This window comes from Citrobacter sp. MGH100 (assembly GCF_001034465.1).
In the GTDB taxonomy this organism is placed as follows: Bacteria; Pseudomonadota; Gammaproteobacteria; order Enterobacterales; family Enterobacteriaceae; genus Citrobacter; species Citrobacter youngae.
In genome coordinates this window covers 1,315,115-1,331,116 of the sequence record NZ_KQ089800.1, presented here as the reverse complement: position 1 = coordinate 1,331,116, position 16,002 = coordinate 1,315,115, and the positions used below count along the sequence as shown (strand labels likewise).

Below are 16,002 nucleotides of genomic sequence, written 5' to 3'. Positions count from 1 at the left end.
GTTGACTATATTTTGTTGATTTTGCAGCGTGTTTTTTATTCAGACAGCGAACTGGAGCATACCAGGTTCGGTTTGAATGACAGGGGCGCTCAGACTTTACGCGCTGTAAGGATAGTAGTTTCTATTTTCTCTGGGGTAGTGAAAGGGGTAAAACGCTTGAGCGGCTTGCTGTCACGCCTATCGGGAAGCCCACACTGTAGTTGATGTGACAGGCTTCGCTGCGTACGCGACAGTGGATTGGACAGAAAACTGATTCAAGAGGCGATGAACTTTTGCGAAGAACAGAAATTCTCTGCGGTTCAGTTATGGACATTCCATAATTTATATTAACCAACCTGACGAGTGTTCCATTCGTCGCGCGTGATTTCCCAAAGTTCAGAATCCAGCAAACCGCTGACATACTCTTTCTTTTCCGTCTTGATAAGCCGCATGCCGCTACTGTCTGAAATACGTTTGGAACGGATATTGAGAGATGCTTTCGGCGCACGCAATACCGTCTTATTTAACGTATTAAACCAGTAATCCGTAGCGATATTACTGGCCTCACGCATAAAACCCTGACCCTGATATTCCGGATCTAACCAAAATCCACGGTTATTATCCTCAACGTCATAAAGGCAAATTAAACCTATGAGAGCGTCAGGGGCCTCACGGAGTCTGATAGTCCAGATCCACGCAATCCCTTTTTCCATATCAGGCAGGGCAACGTTATTGACGTAATTCTCCGCACCGTTATCAGGATAGGGCCAGGGTACTGAGGAAACCATATAGCGAACTATCTCCCAGCGTGGATAAAGCAACTGAATCTGCGAGGCATCTTCGGCTTCTAATGGTTTTAACAGCAAGCGTTCCGTATGGAGTTTTGGTATTTTCATATGCGCTTTTCCTACAAGAGCAAGATAAGAGAATCAATGTGGGGAGGATTTTGAAAAAATATTAATAACCAGAACTCCAGCACAAATAAGAAGCATGCCTGCGATCGCCGGAAAATCAAGTTTTTGCCCACTTACCAACCAGCTCAAAAGGCTGATTAATACGATTCCAGCACCTGACCAAATTGCGTACGCAATACCCGTTGGAATGGTCGACAGAGTCTGGGAGAGAAGATAAAAGGCTGTGCAGTAGCACACAATAGTTGCTACCGATGGCCATAGGCGTGTGAATCCGTCAGAGAACTTCATCAGGGTTGTACCTATGACCTCAGCTACAATAGCTCCTGCAAGGAAAATGTATGAATTCAAGATCTGATCCCATGTGACAATCTAAAGCAAATATCGTATCACAAAGGGTTGGGTGAGTTTGAACGCAGCCCAAACTACTTTTTCGTGTAGTGATTAATAATCACCACGATATTGATTATTTTACGGCGCTGACCGCATGAAGAATTACACTTGCCACGGCATCTGGCTGAGAAATATGTGGGGCATGACTGGTGTTCAGGGTAGTCACCGTCGCGTGAATTTTCTTCGCCATCGCTTTCTGTAAGTCAGTGTCGAGCATATGATCCTGTTCGCTGACAATATACCAGGAAGGTTTATTTTCCCATGCCGCGTCTTTCACTTTTTCGCCAAATACTGCGCCGTTAGTTGGGCCCTGAGTGGCGTAGATAAGTCTCGCTTGTTCCGCAGTAACATCCTGCGCCAGGTGCTGAGAAACGCCTTCAGAAGTGAGCTTCAGATAACCCGCATCATCAGCATCAATATGGCTGAAACCTGATGGCGTAGGATAATCTTTTGTTAAATCACCGACAGACTCTCCGGCCGATGGTGCAAAAGCGGCAACATAAACCAGTGCTTTGACGTTCTCATTTTTTGCACCGGCCTCTGTAATGACTGCTCCACCATAGGAATGGCCGACCAGCACAACAGGACCTTTTACTCGTGCCAGTGCGCGACGTGTTGTGGCGGTATCTTCAGCAAAGGAGGTGAGTGGGTTTTGTACGGCAACGACATTAAGCCCTTTAGCCTCAAGCAAAGGAATGACCTTATTCCAGCTTGAACCATCTGAAAATGCGCCATGTACAAGCACAACCGTGGGTTTAGCCGCTTTAACATCAGCTGCAGATGCCAGCGCTGAACAGCTCATGGAGGCCGCCATCAGTAAGGAAAGAGAGCGATTTTTCATATCAAGAATGCCTTTGTTAGTGATCGGATGCTCAGCGATTAAGTGAGCTAAGTTGACTGGCAATGTACATTGAAAACGTAATGCGATAAATTTACGTAAATAACCATCACCTGGAACATTTTATTTCAAATGGATCGTTTAACCTGCATGCAGACATTCATTAGGGTGGTCGAGTCAGGCTCCATTTCTGCCGCAGCGGGTGAACTGGATCAGTCCTCTCAACTGACGGGTAAGCAGTTACGCATGCTTGAGCAAAATCTTGGCATTCAACTGATCAACCGTACGACCCGGAGCCAGAGCCTGACGGACAGCGGCCGTCTCTTTTATGAAAGAGCGAAAAATATTCTGGCTGAAATGGAAGAAGCGGAAGCCGTGATTGCTGAAACCCGTGCGATCCCCCGTGGTAATCTCAGGATCAGCGCTCCCATTACCTTTGGCAGTCAGCTGCTGGCCTCAAAACTGCCGGAATATCTCAAACAAAATCCCGAAGTCTCGCTCGAACTCTGTTTGTCGAATCGCACTGTCGATCTGGTTGAAGAGCGCTTTGATGCCGTTTTTCGTACGGGAGAACTGGCGGACAGCCAGCTACTGGCAAGAACGCTTGCTCCCTATCAGATGGTTATTTGTGCTGCACCGGCTTATCTTGAAGAGGCTGGAACGCCCTCTGTGCCGCAGGATTTGACGCGGCACCAGTGCCTGATCTTTACCCATACATCAATGCGGACGGAATGGAAATTTGAAGGCCCTGGCGGACAAGTCTCGGTACCTGTAACCGGCAGGTTTAAAACGGACAACAGCGAAGCCCTGCTTGCTGCCGCCCTCTCAGGGCTGGGAATCATTATGCAACCGCTTCCGCTGATGAGCGCGGACATCGCCGCCGGGCGGCTGGTGCGGGTTCTGCCCGATTATGAACTGCCCGGTCGGCCCGTCCATGTGCTTTATGCCCAGGACAGAAGAATGACTCCACGATTACGAAGTTTTATCGATTTCTGCATCACCCATTTTGGCACTTAGATACCCGTGAAGACGGCTTACTTCGGATCGCCGAGAACCTTTTTCAACTCCTCGATATCCTCTTCAACCGCTGTTTTAAGACCGCGGCGTTCCAGCCAGTTTCTGCCCCATATGCTTAGATCCAGAACCAGTTTGTTCAGCTCCCGTCCTTCGTCACTCAACGAGTATTCAACCTTTGGTGGAACAACGGGATAAACCTGGCGAATAATCAGGCCATCCTCTTCAAGTTCACGCAGTTGCTTCGTCAGTAAACGCTGATTGATGCTGGTTAAAAACCGCTGGAGTTCGCTAAACCGAAGCGTACCGTCCTTAAATAAATGATAGAGGATCACCCCTTTCCATTTCCCACCCATGATATGCAGTGCTGCTTCCATTGAACAACCTGGTGCCGAATCGTAGTTACGTAATTTCTTCATAAAAACATCATGGTTACCTTTTGGTAAGTATGTGCATTTTTTTAGCGTATAAACGAATTATCATCGTATGGTACTTTTAGCGGGCTAAATATCAATCACTTTCTGGAGTAGAAATGTCAGCTTTGCTTTTTGAACCCATCACAATCAACGGCGTTGAATTCCGCAACCGTATTGCCATGTCCCCGATGTGCATGCACTCGGCATCTGACGACGGCAAGATTAATGACTTTCATGTTATCCACTACGGCGCGCGTGCCCTGGGCGGAGCAGGTCTTATCATGCTGGAAACGGCCTCTGTATTACCGAATGGTCCAATCGGTCCTGGAGACATCGGTATCTGGGATGATAGCCATATTGAAGGTTTGTCCCGCGTGACAGATGCCATTCACCGTTTTGGCGCGAAAGCCGGCGCACAGATTGGACATGCTGGTCGCCAACTGGGAATTGACCTGCCCTCTATCGCGCCGTCAGCTATTCCGTTCACACCTGAGTCCCGCGTACCACAGGCGATGAGTATTGAGCAAATTAACGAAGTCGTAGAGGCGTTCCGTCAAGGTGCTCGCCGTGCGCGTGAAGCCGGTTTTGACGTTATTGAAATCCACGGTGCCCACGGCTATCTGTTGAATCAGTTCCTGTCGCCGCTAGCGAACAAACGCACCGATGAATACGGCGGTAGCCACGAGAATCGTTACCGCATTGTGCGTGAAGTCATTGACGTCGTGCGCAGCGAGTGGAAAGGCCCATTGTTCCTGCGTATCTCTTCAACCGATTATGTTGAAGGCGGAAACCGTCCGGAAGACTTCTTGATCTACGGCAACTGGATGAAAGAACAAGGTATTGATCTGATTGACTGTTCAAGCGGCGGAATTGCGATGGTACAGGTAAACACTTACCCAAATTATCAGGTCCCTGCAGCCGAGCTACTACGAAGGGAGTTGGATATTAAAACCGGGGCTGTAGGTCTGATCGAAACAGGTCGTCAGGCAGAAGAAATTTTGCAGAATGGCCGGGCAGATATCATTCTTGTTGGCCGGGATATGCTGAAGGATCCGTTCTGGGCGCGTACTGCAGCAGACGATTTGAACGTTGTACTCCCCGTTCCTGCACAGTACACCCGCTATGGTTCTGGCTGGCAGCGTTCTCAGCCGCGACTGCCGGCAGCTGACCTGGCAAGCACTGTAGAGCAATAATAACAGCTACTTCATCAGCCCTGCACGGTTGTAATGCTGTATCTGTACCAATAGACCCTTTGTTGTAACCCTCATAGTTAAAAAAACAGAAGTGCTTTCCTATTGCCCCTGCATGCTGACGCAGGGGTTTTTTTATTGAGAACATCTGATTTTGTATTGCGGATGGTAAAAACCTTAAAAATCAAAGATAAAATTAATTCCATAAATATACTCATCAAATCATATCAACGTCCGCTCCTGGCTGTGAGTCAAAACACCGAAGCACAGTACTGTGACTCCTCAACGTTATCCCTGTGCTGATTTCTTACTCTGTGTTCGATCGGATGAAATAACAATGGCTATGCCAGCCAGAACGATCAGTGTGCAAACCAGAATTCTCAAATCAGGCAATTCGCCAAGAAATAGCACTCCACCTACCGCAGCAATACAGGGCACGCTCAACTGCAGCGTGCTGGCGGTTGCTGAAGACATAGTGGCAACAAGTTGGTACCAAAGTACGTAAGCCACACCAGAAGCCAGTCCGCCGGAGAGCAGGGCAAGGATGACGCCGTTGGCGTCAGTATGCACGGGCTCCTGTCGTACCAAACTCAGGATGAAAATAACCGGAAGGCTCAGAATGAAATTTCCTGCAGTCGTCCCGGCAGGAGAGAGGATATTTTTCCCACGCACAGAATAAGCTCCCCATGACATGCCTGAAACAACCATCGTCAGGGCGGGTATCAAAGGGGGAGCGGTTGCGCCGGGGAGCAGCAGCATAATGATCCCCCCGATGGCAATAACGATCCCGGTGGCTTTGTATCCGCTAAGTGTTTCACCTTTTATTAATCCCCAGCCAATCATGCAGATCTGCACTGCGCCAAACAGCAGTAATGCGCCTGTTGCGGTATTGAGCTGCACATACGCGATTGAGAAAAATAATACATAGGCACACAGCAACAGGGCATCGATGATTTTCCAGCGTATTTCTTTCAGTTTACCCCGGGCTATATGCCAGAAAAACAGCATTACTGCACCACCGAGTAATCTCAGCACGCTGAACGTTTCAGGATCTGAATACCCATTCTTTAAGGCGATACGACAGAGGATAGAATTGGCTGCAAATGCAGTTAGCACCAGGAGAACCAGCAACAGCTTTTTCATATCCATCCTTAATGTTGACGATCTGTTGCAGAGTATAGAGTGCGTACATCAGGACAGACATGCTAACGATGCTTTTGTTTATAATCCAACACGATAACGTTGCACAGGGGCTGGCGCTATCCCTAAATGATGCTCAGGAAAGTGAGAATGGAAAGAACTGATACACGGCCACCATAGCGGAGGTACTTAATATCACACTGATGATGAAGTAAGTTTTGAAGGGCTGCTTTTGTGTTTTATGGTGAAAGAGTTGTTGGCCGACAATGGCTCCAGCCCATCCGCCCACAGCGCCAAATACCAGCAACGTGGATTCCGGCACTCTGCGCCAGGCCTTACGCGCTGCCATTTTGTCCACGCCGTAAATCGCCAGCGTCAATATGTTGGCGAGCAGGCCCCATATCAGCAACGGATGTGGGGCAAAAAGGCTACTGACCGCAGCGCAGACCAGTAGCAAATAACAATAGCGATTGAGATTCATCTCATTAACCACAGCCGGAACGGAGAGGCGATTATCTTAACCCAGAACCGACACCGATAAATGGATATGTAGATTCCTGGAAGCCAGGGTTATCCAGATTTTGATACAGAAAATGTCGGGGTCGCATGTCCAGTCTATAAAATAGAACATTATGAAAAGTAATGATATTGTTCTACCAGCCACGCTCATAACGAGGTTTTATGAAAATCAGAAGGTTCAAGAATGGAGATGAGATTTCGTTACTCAGCGTTTTCTTATCTTCTGTACATACCCTCGCATCCCACTATTACACACATGAACAAATAGATGCCTGGGCCCCGTCAGATATCGACCCGGATCACTGGACTAATCGCATGAGGGCACTACGTCCCTTTGTTGTTGAAGTGGATGGTGAAATAGCTGGATATGCGGATGTTCAGCCAAATGGGTACATTGACCATTTCTATGTCTCGGGAGTCTACCCGAGACAGGGCGTAGGGACGCTACTGATGGACCGCATTCATGAAGAAGCCAGACAACGTGGAATGGGTGAACTTACTTCAAATGTCAGTAAGGCTGCGGAAGCGTTCTTTCTACGACACGGCTTTCATGTCGTGGAACGAGGTTTCCCTGTGTGTCGTGGCGTGACACTACAAAATGCACTGATGCGGAAATATTTGGCGAAACAGATGAAAAGAAAAAGAGTCGTGTCTGGATAGTTAAATCAGAGTGTCATCATCATTTCATGCCAGGCCATACCACCGTGGTCTGACTCTGACGGTTTCATATACTGGTAACCAAAATGAGCATACAGATCGACGTGGCGATCTTTACACAACAGGTGGATTGTTTTTTTGTTCATTGCTTTCATATGCGCCACGAATTCACGCATTAGCAACGACGAGTATCCTTTGCCCTGATAATCCGGGTAAACCACGACAGACATAATCACGGCATTAGGTGCATCCGGATCGTGTCCAACCAGTTCTTTAAATTCTTCATCAGACATCACGACTTCCCATGCGCAGCCTGCATTGATGAAACCAATAACGTCGCCGTTCAGCTCCATACACAGGAAACCTTCCGGATAGCGGTTAATACGGGTAGCTATTTTCTCGCGCGTTGCGGCTTCATCCCCTTCGTAGGATGTGATTTCAATATCATAGCAACGATCGACATCGGCGGCAGTGGCCTGACGGAATACAGGGGTAGACATAGTTTTGCCTCTTCAGAATCATTTTGTTGGAAATATACTATCTTTTTTCAATCATGCTTTCGCTGCATTTTATGCAAAAATAAAATGTACAATATTCATTAATCACTATTTTCAAATTTCACCCGGAAAAAAGAACCATGGTGTCGACGTTGCGCAAGACCGATCTGAATTTATTGCTTATCTTCGATTCTCTTTATCGGCATGGGAGCGTAACGGAGGCCGCTAATGAAATGGCGCTAAGTCCGTCGGCGCTGAGTCATGCGCTCAATCGCTTACGTGCCTCACTGGATGATCCCTTATTTGTGCGCACTGGCGGACGCATGGTGCCAACGTCAAAAGCAGAGAGCATTGCCGCCAACGTTTCCGCCGCTCTGAACAGTCTCTCGACTTGCCTACATGAGCCTGAACACTTTGAGCCGGAAAAAAGCCGGGAGACGTTTATTTTTGCCGCCACGGACTACACGGCCGCTGTGATCCTGCCAGGCCTGATCGCGAGAGTTAACAGCCTCGCGCCGGGTATTACCATTAAGCTTATCTACTCACGCGATTTTAACGCCGATGAAGATCTGCTTTCGGGCAAAGTTGATTTTGCTCTTGGTTTTGAAGAAGAGCAGAAAAACCCCCGGCGCGGTATTGAGTCCATTACCTGCTTTACTGATGATTACGTGGTTGCGGTGCGACGTGGTCACCCTGAAATTTATGATTCCCTTACCCATGAGCGCTATATTAACGCCGGACACGTGGTGGTACGCCCATGGCTGGAATCCCGGGGTGCTATCGACCGCTATCTGGAAAGTCAGCAGGTACGCCGCCGAATTGTTGTTGAATTACCAAGTCTGATGATTGCCCCGCTCATTGTTTCAAATACTGATCTGGTCATCACGCTGCCCAAGCGGGGCATCTCATCTGTTTTTGATATGAAAAATCTTGTGGTGTTTACTCCTCCATTCCCAACACCCCAATATATTCTGAAGGCTTATTACAGCCCACAGCTCAGTAACTCCCCTGGACATTTATGGATGAAAGAGCAAATTTTACAGCTTTGCGAGCCGCAAAACCCGATTACGTCAATGAATGCAGCCGATCAAACCCCTGACCCAGATCGGTGATCAGGTCATCCGGATCTTCCAGGCCAATCTGGAGCCGAAGGGGTTCTCCCTTCTTGTGCCAGGTTGTTGTAGTTCGATATTCCCGGCAGCCGAAAGGAATAATCAGGCTTTCAAAACCGCCCCAGGAATACCCCATTCCGAACAGCTGCATGTCATTTAGCATGCGTGTACGGGATCAAGCACCACAGAGAACAGCCCTGACGATCCCGTAGGGTCTCGCTTCCATATTTCATGTCCCGGACAATCCGGCATTGCGGGGTGGAGTACAGTTTTGACTTCAGGTTGTTCTGCAAGCCAGTGAGCAATTGCCAGTGCTTCCGCTTCTTTCAGCGAATATGCAACGTTCTTAAACCATGTAAGGCAAAGAAACAGTCTTCTGCACCCGGTAACATGGCAAGTATGCCCAAAATCATGCCCGTTGATGTTGGGCTTTAGATACTTTTTACATCAACGTAACCCGCTTCCAGATAGCAGACAAAACTGGGTCAGAAAGTTAATTTATCCTGCTTTTTTGCCCGCAACTCGTTAACAATACCTACAAACGCAAGACCGACGGGAACAAGGGCCCCCCACAGGACGGAGTTCCAGCCGTAGAGGCTGAGTAGAGCACCTGAAGAAAATGACCCTACAATCATAACCCCAAATACCACAAAATCGTTCAGGGACTGGACCTGGGTTTTCTCTTCTGGACGATGATATTCAATGATCTTCGCCGATGCGCCGGTGAAGCCAAAATTCCAGCCGAGACCCAGCAAAATCAGCGACAACCAGTAGTGAAAAATATCGGTTCCACCGAGTCCGGCGAGGACAGAGCATGCAGTGATAAGCAAACCCGCAGCAGCGATACGCATGGCTCCAAAGCGGTTAATTAATTTGCCAGTGAAGAAACCCGGACCGTACATGGCAATAACGTGCCACTGGATACCGAGATTGGACGCCTGTTGAGAGATGCCGTGCATGTGCATCGAGAGTGGTGCAGCCGTCATCAGGAAGTTCATCACCATATAGGTTACCGCACCGCTGAATACGGTTCTGGCAAACCCTGGCTGACGGGCAATTTCGCGTAAAGGCCGCCCACCCGTTTTTATCGCGCAGGTAGGTTCTGCGGTTTTTACGCCTTTAAGTATGAATGCCGAAATAACGGCCACGAGCGCCTGCGCGAGGAACGTGACGGCGAAGGTATGAGGCGGCCAGAGGTGCATCGTGCCTGAAACCAGCATCGGGCCAATCACGCCGGCAACCACGCCGCCTCCCATCACCAGCGACAGGGCCCGGGCGCGACGTTCTGGCGTGACGCCGTCGGTTGCCGCAAAACGAAAGCTGAGCGCAACGGCTGCATAGGCTCCGCCCATGAAGGCGGCAATGCAGAACAATATAAATGAGCCAATCACGACGGCCAGGGCGGCGGTCAGTCCAGTCAAGACACCCGCCCCGGTTCCGACCATAAATGCGCTTTTACGGCCATTTTTACGCGCTAATGAGCCTAACGGCAGGATACAGCCTGCCATCCCCAGAACAAACATGGTGATGGGAAGTGTAGCCAGCGAGCTGCCGGGAGCGAGGGCGTTACCCACAATTGCGCCAGTGGCATAAAAGACGACAGAGTTGGCACCCGCGAGGGCCTGCGCGGCCGACAGGCGAATGATATTATTTCTCTGGTCTGCAACGGGCAGGAAATGTTCTGCGGACATGTGATTAATTATCCTGATTCATGGTGAGCACTATCCTGTATCGCGCCAGACCTTGCTTAAGTCTGTTGAGCGCCTCATTTGCCCGTTCAAATGGCAACAGCTCTGTGATGGGCAACGTCTGAAAGAGGTGGCTGAACTGCAGTGCGCGCTCGGTTTGCGCCGGTGTGCCGACGAAGGAGCCTGTCAAGGTGCGTTCAGCGCCGATCATCATACCCGGCGAGACCTGCAGCGGCTTTTGTCCTGTACCCAGCAAGATTGTTTTACCCTGGGGGGAGAGGGCGGACAAGAGGGCTGAAACCGTTTCTGAAGCCGGTGCAGTTGCCACGATAAAATCCACACCGCCGTCATTTTTCAGGCGTTCTGATGCATTTTCCTCAAGTGTATTGATGTAGTGATGCGCACCCAGCTTAAAGGCTGCGCGTTCTTTTTCGCTACCCCGTGCAATCACAGTCACCTCAAAACCCATTTTACGGGCGTACTGAACAGCCATGTGGCCAAGCCCACCCACTCCGAGAACAGCCACTCTGTCGCCCGCTCTTGCGCCTGAATTACGCAGTGCGTTGAAGGTAGCGGTACCGGCGCAAAGGATCGGGGCTGCATGCACGGAAGAGAGCGCGGAGGGAATTGCTATCAGCGCGGTATGTCGCATGACAACGTACTCTGCGTAGCCGCCATCGCAGCTGAGGCCCGGCGTCAGTTGATTTTCACAGAGATGAAAAAGCCCTCTGCGGCAAGGTTTGCAGTGCTGACAATACCCACCCAGTCGGCCGACGCCTACGCGCTGACCGCATTGCCAGATATCGGGTACCCTGTTCCCCTTGCGGGCAATAAACCCGACGATTTCATGTCCCGGTATACGGCCGGGTTGGCCCTCCTGCGGCGCTCTTTCCGCGTCCCGGAGATCGGCACCGCATACTCCGCATGCTTCAATTTTGATAAGCACCTCATCCGGACCGGGAGCGCGTATCGGCCGCTTTGTCATTTCCAGCACACCGGGGGCAACGATCTGCATCGCGCGGTATTTTTTATTCATAAATGGCACCGATATAATAGGGATTATCAGATGGCAAGGGCGAGATCTTTAGCCCTGGCTTCCTGAACAAAGACGGCCGTCATACAGGCATTAAACGCAGCGAGCATTAATTCCCGCGGATCAGGAGCCAGTCCCTCGCCACCCAGCGAAACCGATTCATCGGAATCGATAACATGGTTTTGAAGTGCCAACGGAGCGGAACCTCCGGAATACGGCTGGCAGAGCGTCCGGCGCGGTCTTCAGGCGTTACGGCCAGCCATCACACCGCCATCAATATCCCAGATAGCGCCGGTGACCCAGCCAGTTTTTTCAGAAAGCAGGAAAGCCACAGTTTCCGCGATGTCGACTGGCGTACCCACGCGTCCGATCGGATGGAAGCTGTCAAAGCTGTTCATCACATCTTTTACGTCGTCTTTCGGAATGAAGCCTTCGTAAATAGGAGTGTGAACAACGGCCGGAGAAACCGCATTCACGCGGATCCCTTTTTCACCCAGCTCAATGGCCAGGTTTTTAGTCAGCGCGTGCAGACCGGCTTTGGCCATCGAATAGGCTGAAGACGGCGTGGCACCAATCGCCTGCTGCGCCCACATGGAGCCGATATTCACGATGGAGCCTTTAATCCCGGCATCAACCATATTGCGCACCACGTCACGGGTAATAAAGAACGTTGCGCGGTTAATGCTCATATACATGTCATAGTCTGACGCTTCATGTTCGGTGAAGGGTTTTGGGAAAAACACGCCAGCCGCATTGACCAGCAGGCTGATATCTTTGTGTTCGGCATTAATGGTGTCTACCACATGCTGCATCCCTTCTTCTTTCATCAGGTCGGCAACGATGATAGAAACCTGACCATCCGCAGCCAGTGCCTGGCGGGCCTGCCCGGCTTTGTCCTGACGATTGCCAACAAGCACAACGTTGCCGCCGTTTTTCAGAACCAGCTTCGCCGTTTCGAAGCCCATACCGCTTGTACCACCGACCACTAACAGTTTTTTACCGGCAAAAGATGCGTTCATCGCTAACCTCTTTGAATTCATATGGTTGTTATTGATGAAAAGCCGTACTCCTCATCGTGTGAAATCAGAATGCCACCCGGACGCCTGATTGACGACTGAGAAGAAATTGCGACTCAGGAAAGAAAATCTTTCTCGCTGGCGTATACTGAGAAAAATAATGAATCAGGATTTCCACAATGCGATCGCTAAACCGACTTAAATGGCTGCACGCTTTTGAAGCCACCGCCAGGCACGGCAGCTTTACCGGCGCGGCACAGGAGCTTGGCGTTACGCCCGCTGCAGTAGGCCAACTGGTACGCTCGCTGGAAGACTGGGTCGGACACCCGCTTCTTCACCGCACCCGCTCCGGAAAAGAGCGGCTGACGCTGGTTGACGAAGCGGAGGAGGCGCTACAGGACATCACGCAGGGACTGGACAAACTCGAAACCGGGTTAAACAAGCTTCGCGGTCGCCGCTCGCGTTCGGTGGTGGTGGTGACAGCATCGCAGGTGCTGATGATGAACTGGCTGATGGATCGCCTGAACCGGTTTTCGGAAACGCACGAAAATATCAATCTGCGGCTTAACGTCACGGAAAAACTGATGGATGTGTCGCACGGCGAGGCGGACATCGGTATTCGCTGCGGACAGGGCGACTGGCCAGGCGTGCATAAAACCTGGCTGATGGATGAAGAAGCGGTGCTGGTCTGCAGTCCGCGCCTGGTGCCGCCCGGGAAAATGGCCTGCCGTGAATGGCTCGCCACGCAAAAACTCATTCACGATGACACGCCGCATCCTGGGGCGGATTTTCCGTCATGGGATGCTGTCCTGATGGCGGTCGGTGCACCCGAAGCGCTGGATAGCGGGCTGCATATTAACTCCACCTCAGCGGTCATCCTGTCGGCCCTGAGCGGCAGGGGCGTGGCCATCGTTCGTTACGCTTTGGTGAAGCAGCTTATCGAAACCGGTCAGTTGGTTCAGCTGCACCCCGATCGCCGTTGGCCGCTCAAATGGTCCTATTATCTGGTCACCCCGCAACAAAAAGTTATGCGTGATGAAGTCAACATTTTCCATGACTGGCTTCTTCAGGATGTCGTCTCAGACCGTTCATAAACTGCCCCCTCAGGCATTACGCTGCCCCGGCAATCACGTCGGGCGCGTAGTGCTTATACCACGACAATCCACGACATAGAATTTCTTTTCTGCTTCGCAAGATTATCTGATTTGTTGAAGCTGTCTGGCTTTCTGATAATCGCCCTCAACGAAAGGTAATACAGACCGGTTTTTTAAACGGGCGTATTACTTCAACCCTGAACGAAGGAGAGAACGATGGCTTATCTGCAAATCACCCTGAATATCAGTAATGAAAACCGTGCGGCAGCCGCTGAGGTATACCAGAAATACAAAACTCCGTTTCTGACCACCATTGAGGGTGCCACCTCTAAAGAGCTGCTTGTCCGCGACGAGGACGTCCAGGTGCTGCACGGTTTTACGACCGTTGCGCAGGCGCAGGCATACCTTAACAGCCTGCTGTTTACGCAGGATGTCGTTGCCGGATTAAAACCGTATTTAAACAGTGCGCCTGACGTGCGTATTTTCGACGTCATTTAATAACTTTTCTGAGACAAACAACAACCGGAGTTTTGAATGTTCTTAAACTGGAATGAATATCGCAGTGGCCTGCTCGCCACCATCGACAAATTTGCCAAACTGCAGCCTGAGTTTATGAAAGGCTTTCAGCAGATGGATAAAGGTGCGTCAGAAAGCAAGCACCTCGATCCCAAAACCCATGAACTGATTGCGCTGGCCGTGGCCGTAACCACCCGCTGCGACGGTTGCCTGGCCGTTCATGTGGATGCTGCTGTTAAGTACGGTGCCACGCGCGAAGAGATCGCCGAAGCGCTGGCGGTTGCCATAAACCTGAACACCGGCGCAGCGCTGACGTATACCGCGCGCGCACTGGATGTGTACGATAATCTGCCGAACAAATAGGCCTGCACACGGCTCCGCGTGGGGCCGTCTAATCACTGATTATGATGTTACTGAATTATGATTTTTCGCAGCGCGTGATCATTACCCCGGATGATTATCAATGGATATTTTCACCCTAGCCCTGGGTTGAGCGCATGATGCTTGACCGGATTGGTCGCGAGCAGGTACGCGCAACCCTTCTCGTCAGGCTGCGCCAGATGTCTGCCGATGCACGCCAGCCGGTCAGGTTATATACGCAGAAGGCGGCTAACTGGCATGGTCAGCCGCAAAGACAAGTCTTCGCTTTATTCTCTGGCACCTCAGAAACAGTGCTGCTTCAGAAGCTTGCCCCAGGCGCACGGATTTTCTGTGCGGCCGCATGTTGGCGGAGCAGAGATCCACGACGTATCCGAGCCAGATTCGGGTAAAACGGCGATTTTTGGTTTTACTGGCGTACTTGCAAAATCGAGATGAACTGTCAGCGATGCTGTTCTCAAAAGCCTTTGGCGGGAGCCGCTCGTACGCTTATTTGGGCAGGATGCGGTAGAGCCCGAAGCTGAGTATATAAAAGACTGGGCGGCCGATCCGTTTCTGCAACGGAATTTGATCTCCAGCAGGAAGTCGGCCACGTAATACCTGAGCAACTTCCCGTCAGGGGAGAATTGTCCGGTGAGATAACAGGTATTGCCAGTGAATGGTCGCCGCAGTTCCCGGGCTATCTGACAGGCGCAATTGACTCTGCATTAACGGGCGTTCAGCGCTGGCTACAACAGAAATAACCCGCGAAAATGGGGGGCTACCATCCGAGCAGTAGATGGGTTGTTGAAAACAGAGTATCCGGTTCGATAATGCGTCAGCTTTTAAAAAGAGCTGGCTTCTGAAGCGTCGGCTCCTGGCACAATGCGGACAAGCTGACTTAGCTGAAGGTCCGCTGAGAGCGAGGAGCAGAAGTTCGTAATCCCTTTAGACAATCCTCCAGGGAGGTTATGATAAAAGATACAGCCATAAAGCCTAAAGGGAGTGGACATGACATTGTTTGAGGAATGTAAGGAACTGCTCAAGACAGATTTTAATGTTGTGGAAGGGGATGATTTGAGCGCGATAATGGATATTTTTCATCAATATCCATGGCATAGCGGTAATCTCAGATGGTCGGAAATGGACTTCAGCGATTATGAACTTAGTCATGATATGTTTAACGGGGGCGGTTTAGGCAATGAAACTGTATTTGTCATAGCGGATGATGCGAATGTACCGAGCCTGTACACCATTCTGTGTAAATGCCTTTTCTCAGAAGTGACCGCTCAGGCGGTCACCGAACTCGATGATAAAACGGCTCATTGCCATGCGCCAGTCCCTCAGCGGCATCGTCCATTTTTGTGAGGCGGCCTGGATTGCCAGCCACACGACCTTTTTCACTGACTCATCCGTCGGGAACACCTTGCGCTTTTTGATCGCATGCCTGATCACGCTGTTCAGTGACTCAATGGCGTTGGTCGTGTAGATGACTTTGCGGATATCTGCCGGGTAGGCGAAGAACGTCGCAAGGTTCACCCAGTTTGCCGTCCAGCTCCGGCTTATCTGCGGATAGCGGCTGTCCCAGGCGCTGGCGAACGCTTCCAGCGCCTGCAGACCTGCTTCTTCCGT

The 16,002-nt window shown here is 50.6% G+C and carries 20 protein-coding genes and 2 pseudogenes; 8 read left to right on the top strand and 14 right to left on the bottom strand.

Annotation, left to right across the window (positions count from 1 at the left end):
* Window positions 1-89: 89 nt before the first annotated feature.
* From SK32_RS26410 to SK32_RS06335, 4 genes and pseudogenes are all read right to left on the bottom strand, one after another.
* Window positions 90-176: pseudogene (locus SK32_RS26410) on the bottom strand (glutathione peroxidase); the annotation flags it as partial.
* 150 nt (window positions 177-326) lie between these two features.
* The gene (locus tag SK32_RS06340; protein WP_048211803.1) at window positions 327-875 is read right to left on the bottom strand and encodes a GNAT family N-acetyltransferase; all 549 of its coding nucleotides are present in this window, start codon (window positions 873-875) and stop codon (window positions 327-329) included.
* Between the two features lie 33 nt (window positions 876-908).
* Window positions 909-1,241 (bottom strand): EmrE family multidrug efflux SMR transporter, encoded by a 333-nt coding sequence (locus tag SK32_RS24455; protein ID WP_071887338.1) that lies wholly within the window; start codon window positions 1,239-1,241, stop codon window positions 909-911.
* Window positions 1,242-1,356: 115 nt separating this feature from the next.
* On the bottom strand, window positions 1,357-2,124 hold the full coding sequence (locus SK32_RS06335) for an alpha/beta fold hydrolase (RefSeq protein WP_048211802.1): 768 nt from the start codon (window positions 2,122-2,124) through the stop codon (window positions 1,357-1,359).
* Window positions 2,125-2,253: 129 nt separating this feature from the next.
* Here SK32_RS06335 and SK32_RS06330 point away from each other — a divergent pair, with 129 nt between their 5' ends.
* Window positions 2,254-3,138, top strand: a complete 885-nt coding sequence (locus tag SK32_RS06330; RefSeq protein ID WP_048211801.1) for a LysR substrate-binding domain-containing protein — start codon at window positions 2,254-2,256, stop codon at window positions 3,136-3,138.
* Between the two features lie 17 nt (window positions 3,139-3,155).
* Here the strand turns inward: SK32_RS06330 and SK32_RS06325 are convergent, their stop codons facing one another.
* Complete coding sequence (locus SK32_RS06325; RefSeq protein ID WP_048211800.1) at window positions 3,156-3,554, bottom strand: winged helix-turn-helix transcriptional regulator; 399 nt, start codon at window positions 3,552-3,554, stop codon at window positions 3,156-3,158.
* Window positions 3,555-3,667: 113 nt separating this feature from the next.
* Between SK32_RS06325 and namA the strand changes: the two genes are divergently transcribed.
* The gene (gene namA / locus SK32_RS06320) at window positions 3,668-4,744 is read left to right on the top strand and encodes an NADPH dehydrogenase NamA (protein WP_048211799.1); all 1,077 of its coding nucleotides are present in this window, start codon (window positions 3,668-3,670) and stop codon (window positions 4,742-4,744) included.
* Window positions 4,745-5,029: 285 nt separating this feature from the next.
* On the opposite strand, the gene SK32_RS06315 is transcribed toward namA, so the two are convergent.
* Both SK32_RS06315 and SK32_RS06310 read right to left on the bottom strand, forming a co-directional pair.
* Window positions 5,030-5,884, bottom strand: coding sequence for a DMT family transporter (locus SK32_RS06315; RefSeq protein ID WP_048211798.1), 855 nt, complete (start codon window positions 5,882-5,884; stop codon window positions 5,030-5,032).
* Window positions 5,885-6,017: 133 nt separating this feature from the next.
* Window positions 6,018-6,362 (bottom strand): DUF1294 domain-containing protein, encoded by a 345-nt coding sequence (locus SK32_RS06310; protein ID WP_048211797.1) that lies wholly within the window; start codon window positions 6,360-6,362, stop codon window positions 6,018-6,020.
* Between the two features lie 200 nt (window positions 6,363-6,562).
* Between SK32_RS06310 and SK32_RS06305 the strand changes: the two genes are divergently transcribed.
* A complete protein-coding gene (locus tag SK32_RS06305) occupies window positions 6,563-7,060 on the top strand; it encodes a GNAT family N-acetyltransferase (protein ID WP_048211796.1) in 498 nt (165 codons plus the stop codon).
* Window positions 7,061-7,065: 5 nt separating this feature from the next.
* Here the strand turns inward: SK32_RS06305 and SK32_RS06300 are convergent, their stop codons facing one another.
* On the bottom strand, window positions 7,066-7,557 hold the full coding sequence (locus SK32_RS06300; protein ID WP_048211795.1) for a GNAT family N-acetyltransferase: 492 nt from the start codon (window positions 7,555-7,557) through the stop codon (window positions 7,066-7,068).
* 137 nt (window positions 7,558-7,694) lie between these two features.
* Between SK32_RS06300 and SK32_RS06295 the strand changes: the two genes are divergently transcribed.
* Window positions 7,695-8,666, top strand: a complete 972-nt coding sequence (locus SK32_RS06295) for a LysR family transcriptional regulator (RefSeq protein WP_048211794.1) — start codon at window positions 7,695-7,697, stop codon at window positions 8,664-8,666.
* On the opposite strand, the pseudogene SK32_RS25670 reads toward SK32_RS06295, so the two are convergent.
* The 5 genes and pseudogenes from SK32_RS25670 to SK32_RS06280 all read right to left on the bottom strand — a co-directional run.
* Window positions 8,620-9,064: pseudogene (locus tag SK32_RS25670) on the bottom strand (PLP-dependent transferase); the annotation flags it as partial. The gene SK32_RS06295 and the pseudogene SK32_RS25670 overlap by 47 nt on opposite strands.
* A gap of 87 nt (window positions 9,065-9,151) precedes the next feature.
* Window positions 9,152-10,357: an MFS transporter gene (locus SK32_RS06290; protein WP_048211793.1), complete on the bottom strand. Its 1,206-nt coding sequence runs from the start codon at window positions 10,355-10,357 to the stop codon at window positions 9,152-9,154.
* Between the two features lie 4 nt (window positions 10,358-10,361).
* The gene (locus tag SK32_RS06285; RefSeq protein WP_048211792.1) at window positions 10,362-11,390 is read right to left on the bottom strand and encodes a zinc-binding dehydrogenase; all 1,029 of its coding nucleotides are present in this window, start codon (window positions 11,388-11,390) and stop codon (window positions 10,362-10,364) included.
* 26 nt (window positions 11,391-11,416) lie between these two features.
* Window positions 11,417-11,581, bottom strand: coding sequence for an OsmC family protein (locus tag SK32_RS24440; protein WP_225807905.1), 165 nt, complete (start codon window positions 11,579-11,581; stop codon window positions 11,417-11,419).
* Between the two features lie 48 nt (window positions 11,582-11,629).
* Complete coding sequence (locus tag SK32_RS06280) at window positions 11,630-12,406, bottom strand: SDR family NAD(P)-dependent oxidoreductase (protein WP_048211791.1); 777 nt, start codon at window positions 12,404-12,406, stop codon at window positions 11,630-11,632.
* A 176-nt stretch (window positions 12,407-12,582) separates the two neighbouring features.
* On the opposite strand from SK32_RS06280, the gene SK32_RS06275 reads away from it, so the two are divergent.
* The 4 genes from SK32_RS06275 (at window position 12,583) to SK32_RS26700 (ending at window position 15,738) form a co-directional block, all read left to right on the top strand.
* The gene (locus tag SK32_RS06275) at window positions 12,583-13,497 is read left to right on the top strand and encodes a LysR substrate-binding domain-containing protein (protein WP_048211790.1); all 915 of its coding nucleotides are present in this window, start codon (window positions 12,583-12,585) and stop codon (window positions 13,495-13,497) included.
* Window positions 13,498-13,713: 216 nt separating this feature from the next.
* On the top strand, window positions 13,714-13,995 hold the full coding sequence (locus SK32_RS06270) for a hypothetical protein (RefSeq protein WP_048211789.1): 282 nt from the start codon (window positions 13,714-13,716) through the stop codon (window positions 13,993-13,995).
* Window positions 13,996-14,031: 36 nt separating this feature from the next.
* Window positions 14,032-14,376, top strand: a complete 345-nt coding sequence (locus SK32_RS06265; protein WP_048211788.1) for a carboxymuconolactone decarboxylase family protein — start codon at window positions 14,032-14,034, stop codon at window positions 14,374-14,376.
* Between the two features lie 1,005 nt (window positions 14,377-15,381).
* Window positions 15,382-15,738, top strand: coding sequence for a CDI toxin immunity protein (locus tag SK32_RS26700; RefSeq protein ID WP_156182751.1), 357 nt, complete (start codon window positions 15,382-15,384; stop codon window positions 15,736-15,738).
* Here the strand turns inward: SK32_RS26700 and SK32_RS06250 are convergent.
* Window positions 15,646-16,002 (bottom strand): IS256 family transposase (locus tag SK32_RS06250; protein ID WP_048211787.1); only part of this gene is annotated, 357 nt, incomplete at its 5' end. The genes SK32_RS26700 and SK32_RS06250 overlap by 93 nt on opposite strands.

Excerpts from the sequence above, each read along its gene's own strand:
- SK32_RS06275 (WP_048211790.1), top strand. The coding sequence starts at position 12,583 with ATGCGATCGCTAAACCGACTTAAATGGCTGCACGCTTTTGAAGCCACC.
- SK32_RS06340 (WP_048211803.1), bottom strand. The coding sequence starts at position 875 with ATGAAAATACCAAAACTCCATACGGAACGCTTGCTGTTAAAACCATTA.
- SK32_RS06270 (WP_048211789.1), top strand. The coding sequence starts at position 13,714 with ATGGCTTATCTGCAAATCACCCTGAATATCAGTAATGAAAACCGTGCG.
- SK32_RS06285 (WP_048211792.1), bottom strand. The coding sequence starts at position 11,390 with ATGAATAAAAAATACCGCGCGATGCAGATCGTTGCCCCCGGTGTGCTG.
- SK32_RS06280 (WP_048211791.1), bottom strand. The coding sequence starts at position 12,406 with ATGAACGCATCTTTTGCCGGTAAAAAACTGTTAGTGGTCGGTGGTACA.
- SK32_RS06330 (WP_048211801.1), top strand. The coding sequence starts at position 2,254 with ATGGATCGTTTAACCTGCATGCAGACATTCATTAGGGTGGTCGAGTCA.
- SK32_RS06295 (WP_048211794.1), top strand. The coding sequence starts at position 7,695 with ATGGTGTCGACGTTGCGCAAGACCGATCTGAATTTATTGCTTATCTTC.
- SK32_RS06335 (WP_048211802.1), bottom strand. The coding sequence starts at position 2,124 with ATGAAAAATCGCTCTCTTTCCTTACTGATGGCGGCCTCCATGAGCTGT.
- SK32_RS06315 (WP_048211798.1), bottom strand. The coding sequence starts at position 5,884 with ATGAAAAAGCTGTTGCTGGTTCTCCTGGTGCTAACTGCATTTGCAGCC.
- SK32_RS26700 (WP_156182751.1), top strand. The coding sequence starts at position 15,382 with ATGACATTGTTTGAGGAATGTAAGGAACTGCTCAAGACAGATTTTAAT.
- SK32_RS06300 (WP_048211795.1), bottom strand. The coding sequence starts at position 7,557 with ATGTCTACCCCTGTATTCCGTCAGGCCACTGCCGCCGATGTCGATCGT.
- SK32_RS06265 (WP_048211788.1), top strand. The coding sequence starts at position 14,032 with ATGTTCTTAAACTGGAATGAATATCGCAGTGGCCTGCTCGCCACCATC.
- SK32_RS06290 (WP_048211793.1), bottom strand. The coding sequence starts at position 10,357 with ATGTCCGCAGAACATTTCCTGCCCGTTGCAGACCAGAGAAATAATATC.
- SK32_RS06310 (WP_048211797.1), bottom strand. The coding sequence starts at position 6,362 with ATGAATCTCAATCGCTATTGTTATTTGCTACTGGTCTGCGCTGCGGTC.
- SK32_RS06305 (WP_048211796.1), top strand. The coding sequence starts at position 6,563 with ATGAAAATCAGAAGGTTCAAGAATGGAGATGAGATTTCGTTACTCAGC.
- namA (WP_048211799.1), top strand. The coding sequence starts at position 3,668 with ATGTCAGCTTTGCTTTTTGAACCCATCACAATCAACGGCGTTGAATTC.
- SK32_RS06325 (WP_048211800.1), bottom strand. The coding sequence starts at position 3,554 with ATGAAGAAATTACGTAACTACGATTCGGCACCAGGTTGTTCAATGGAA.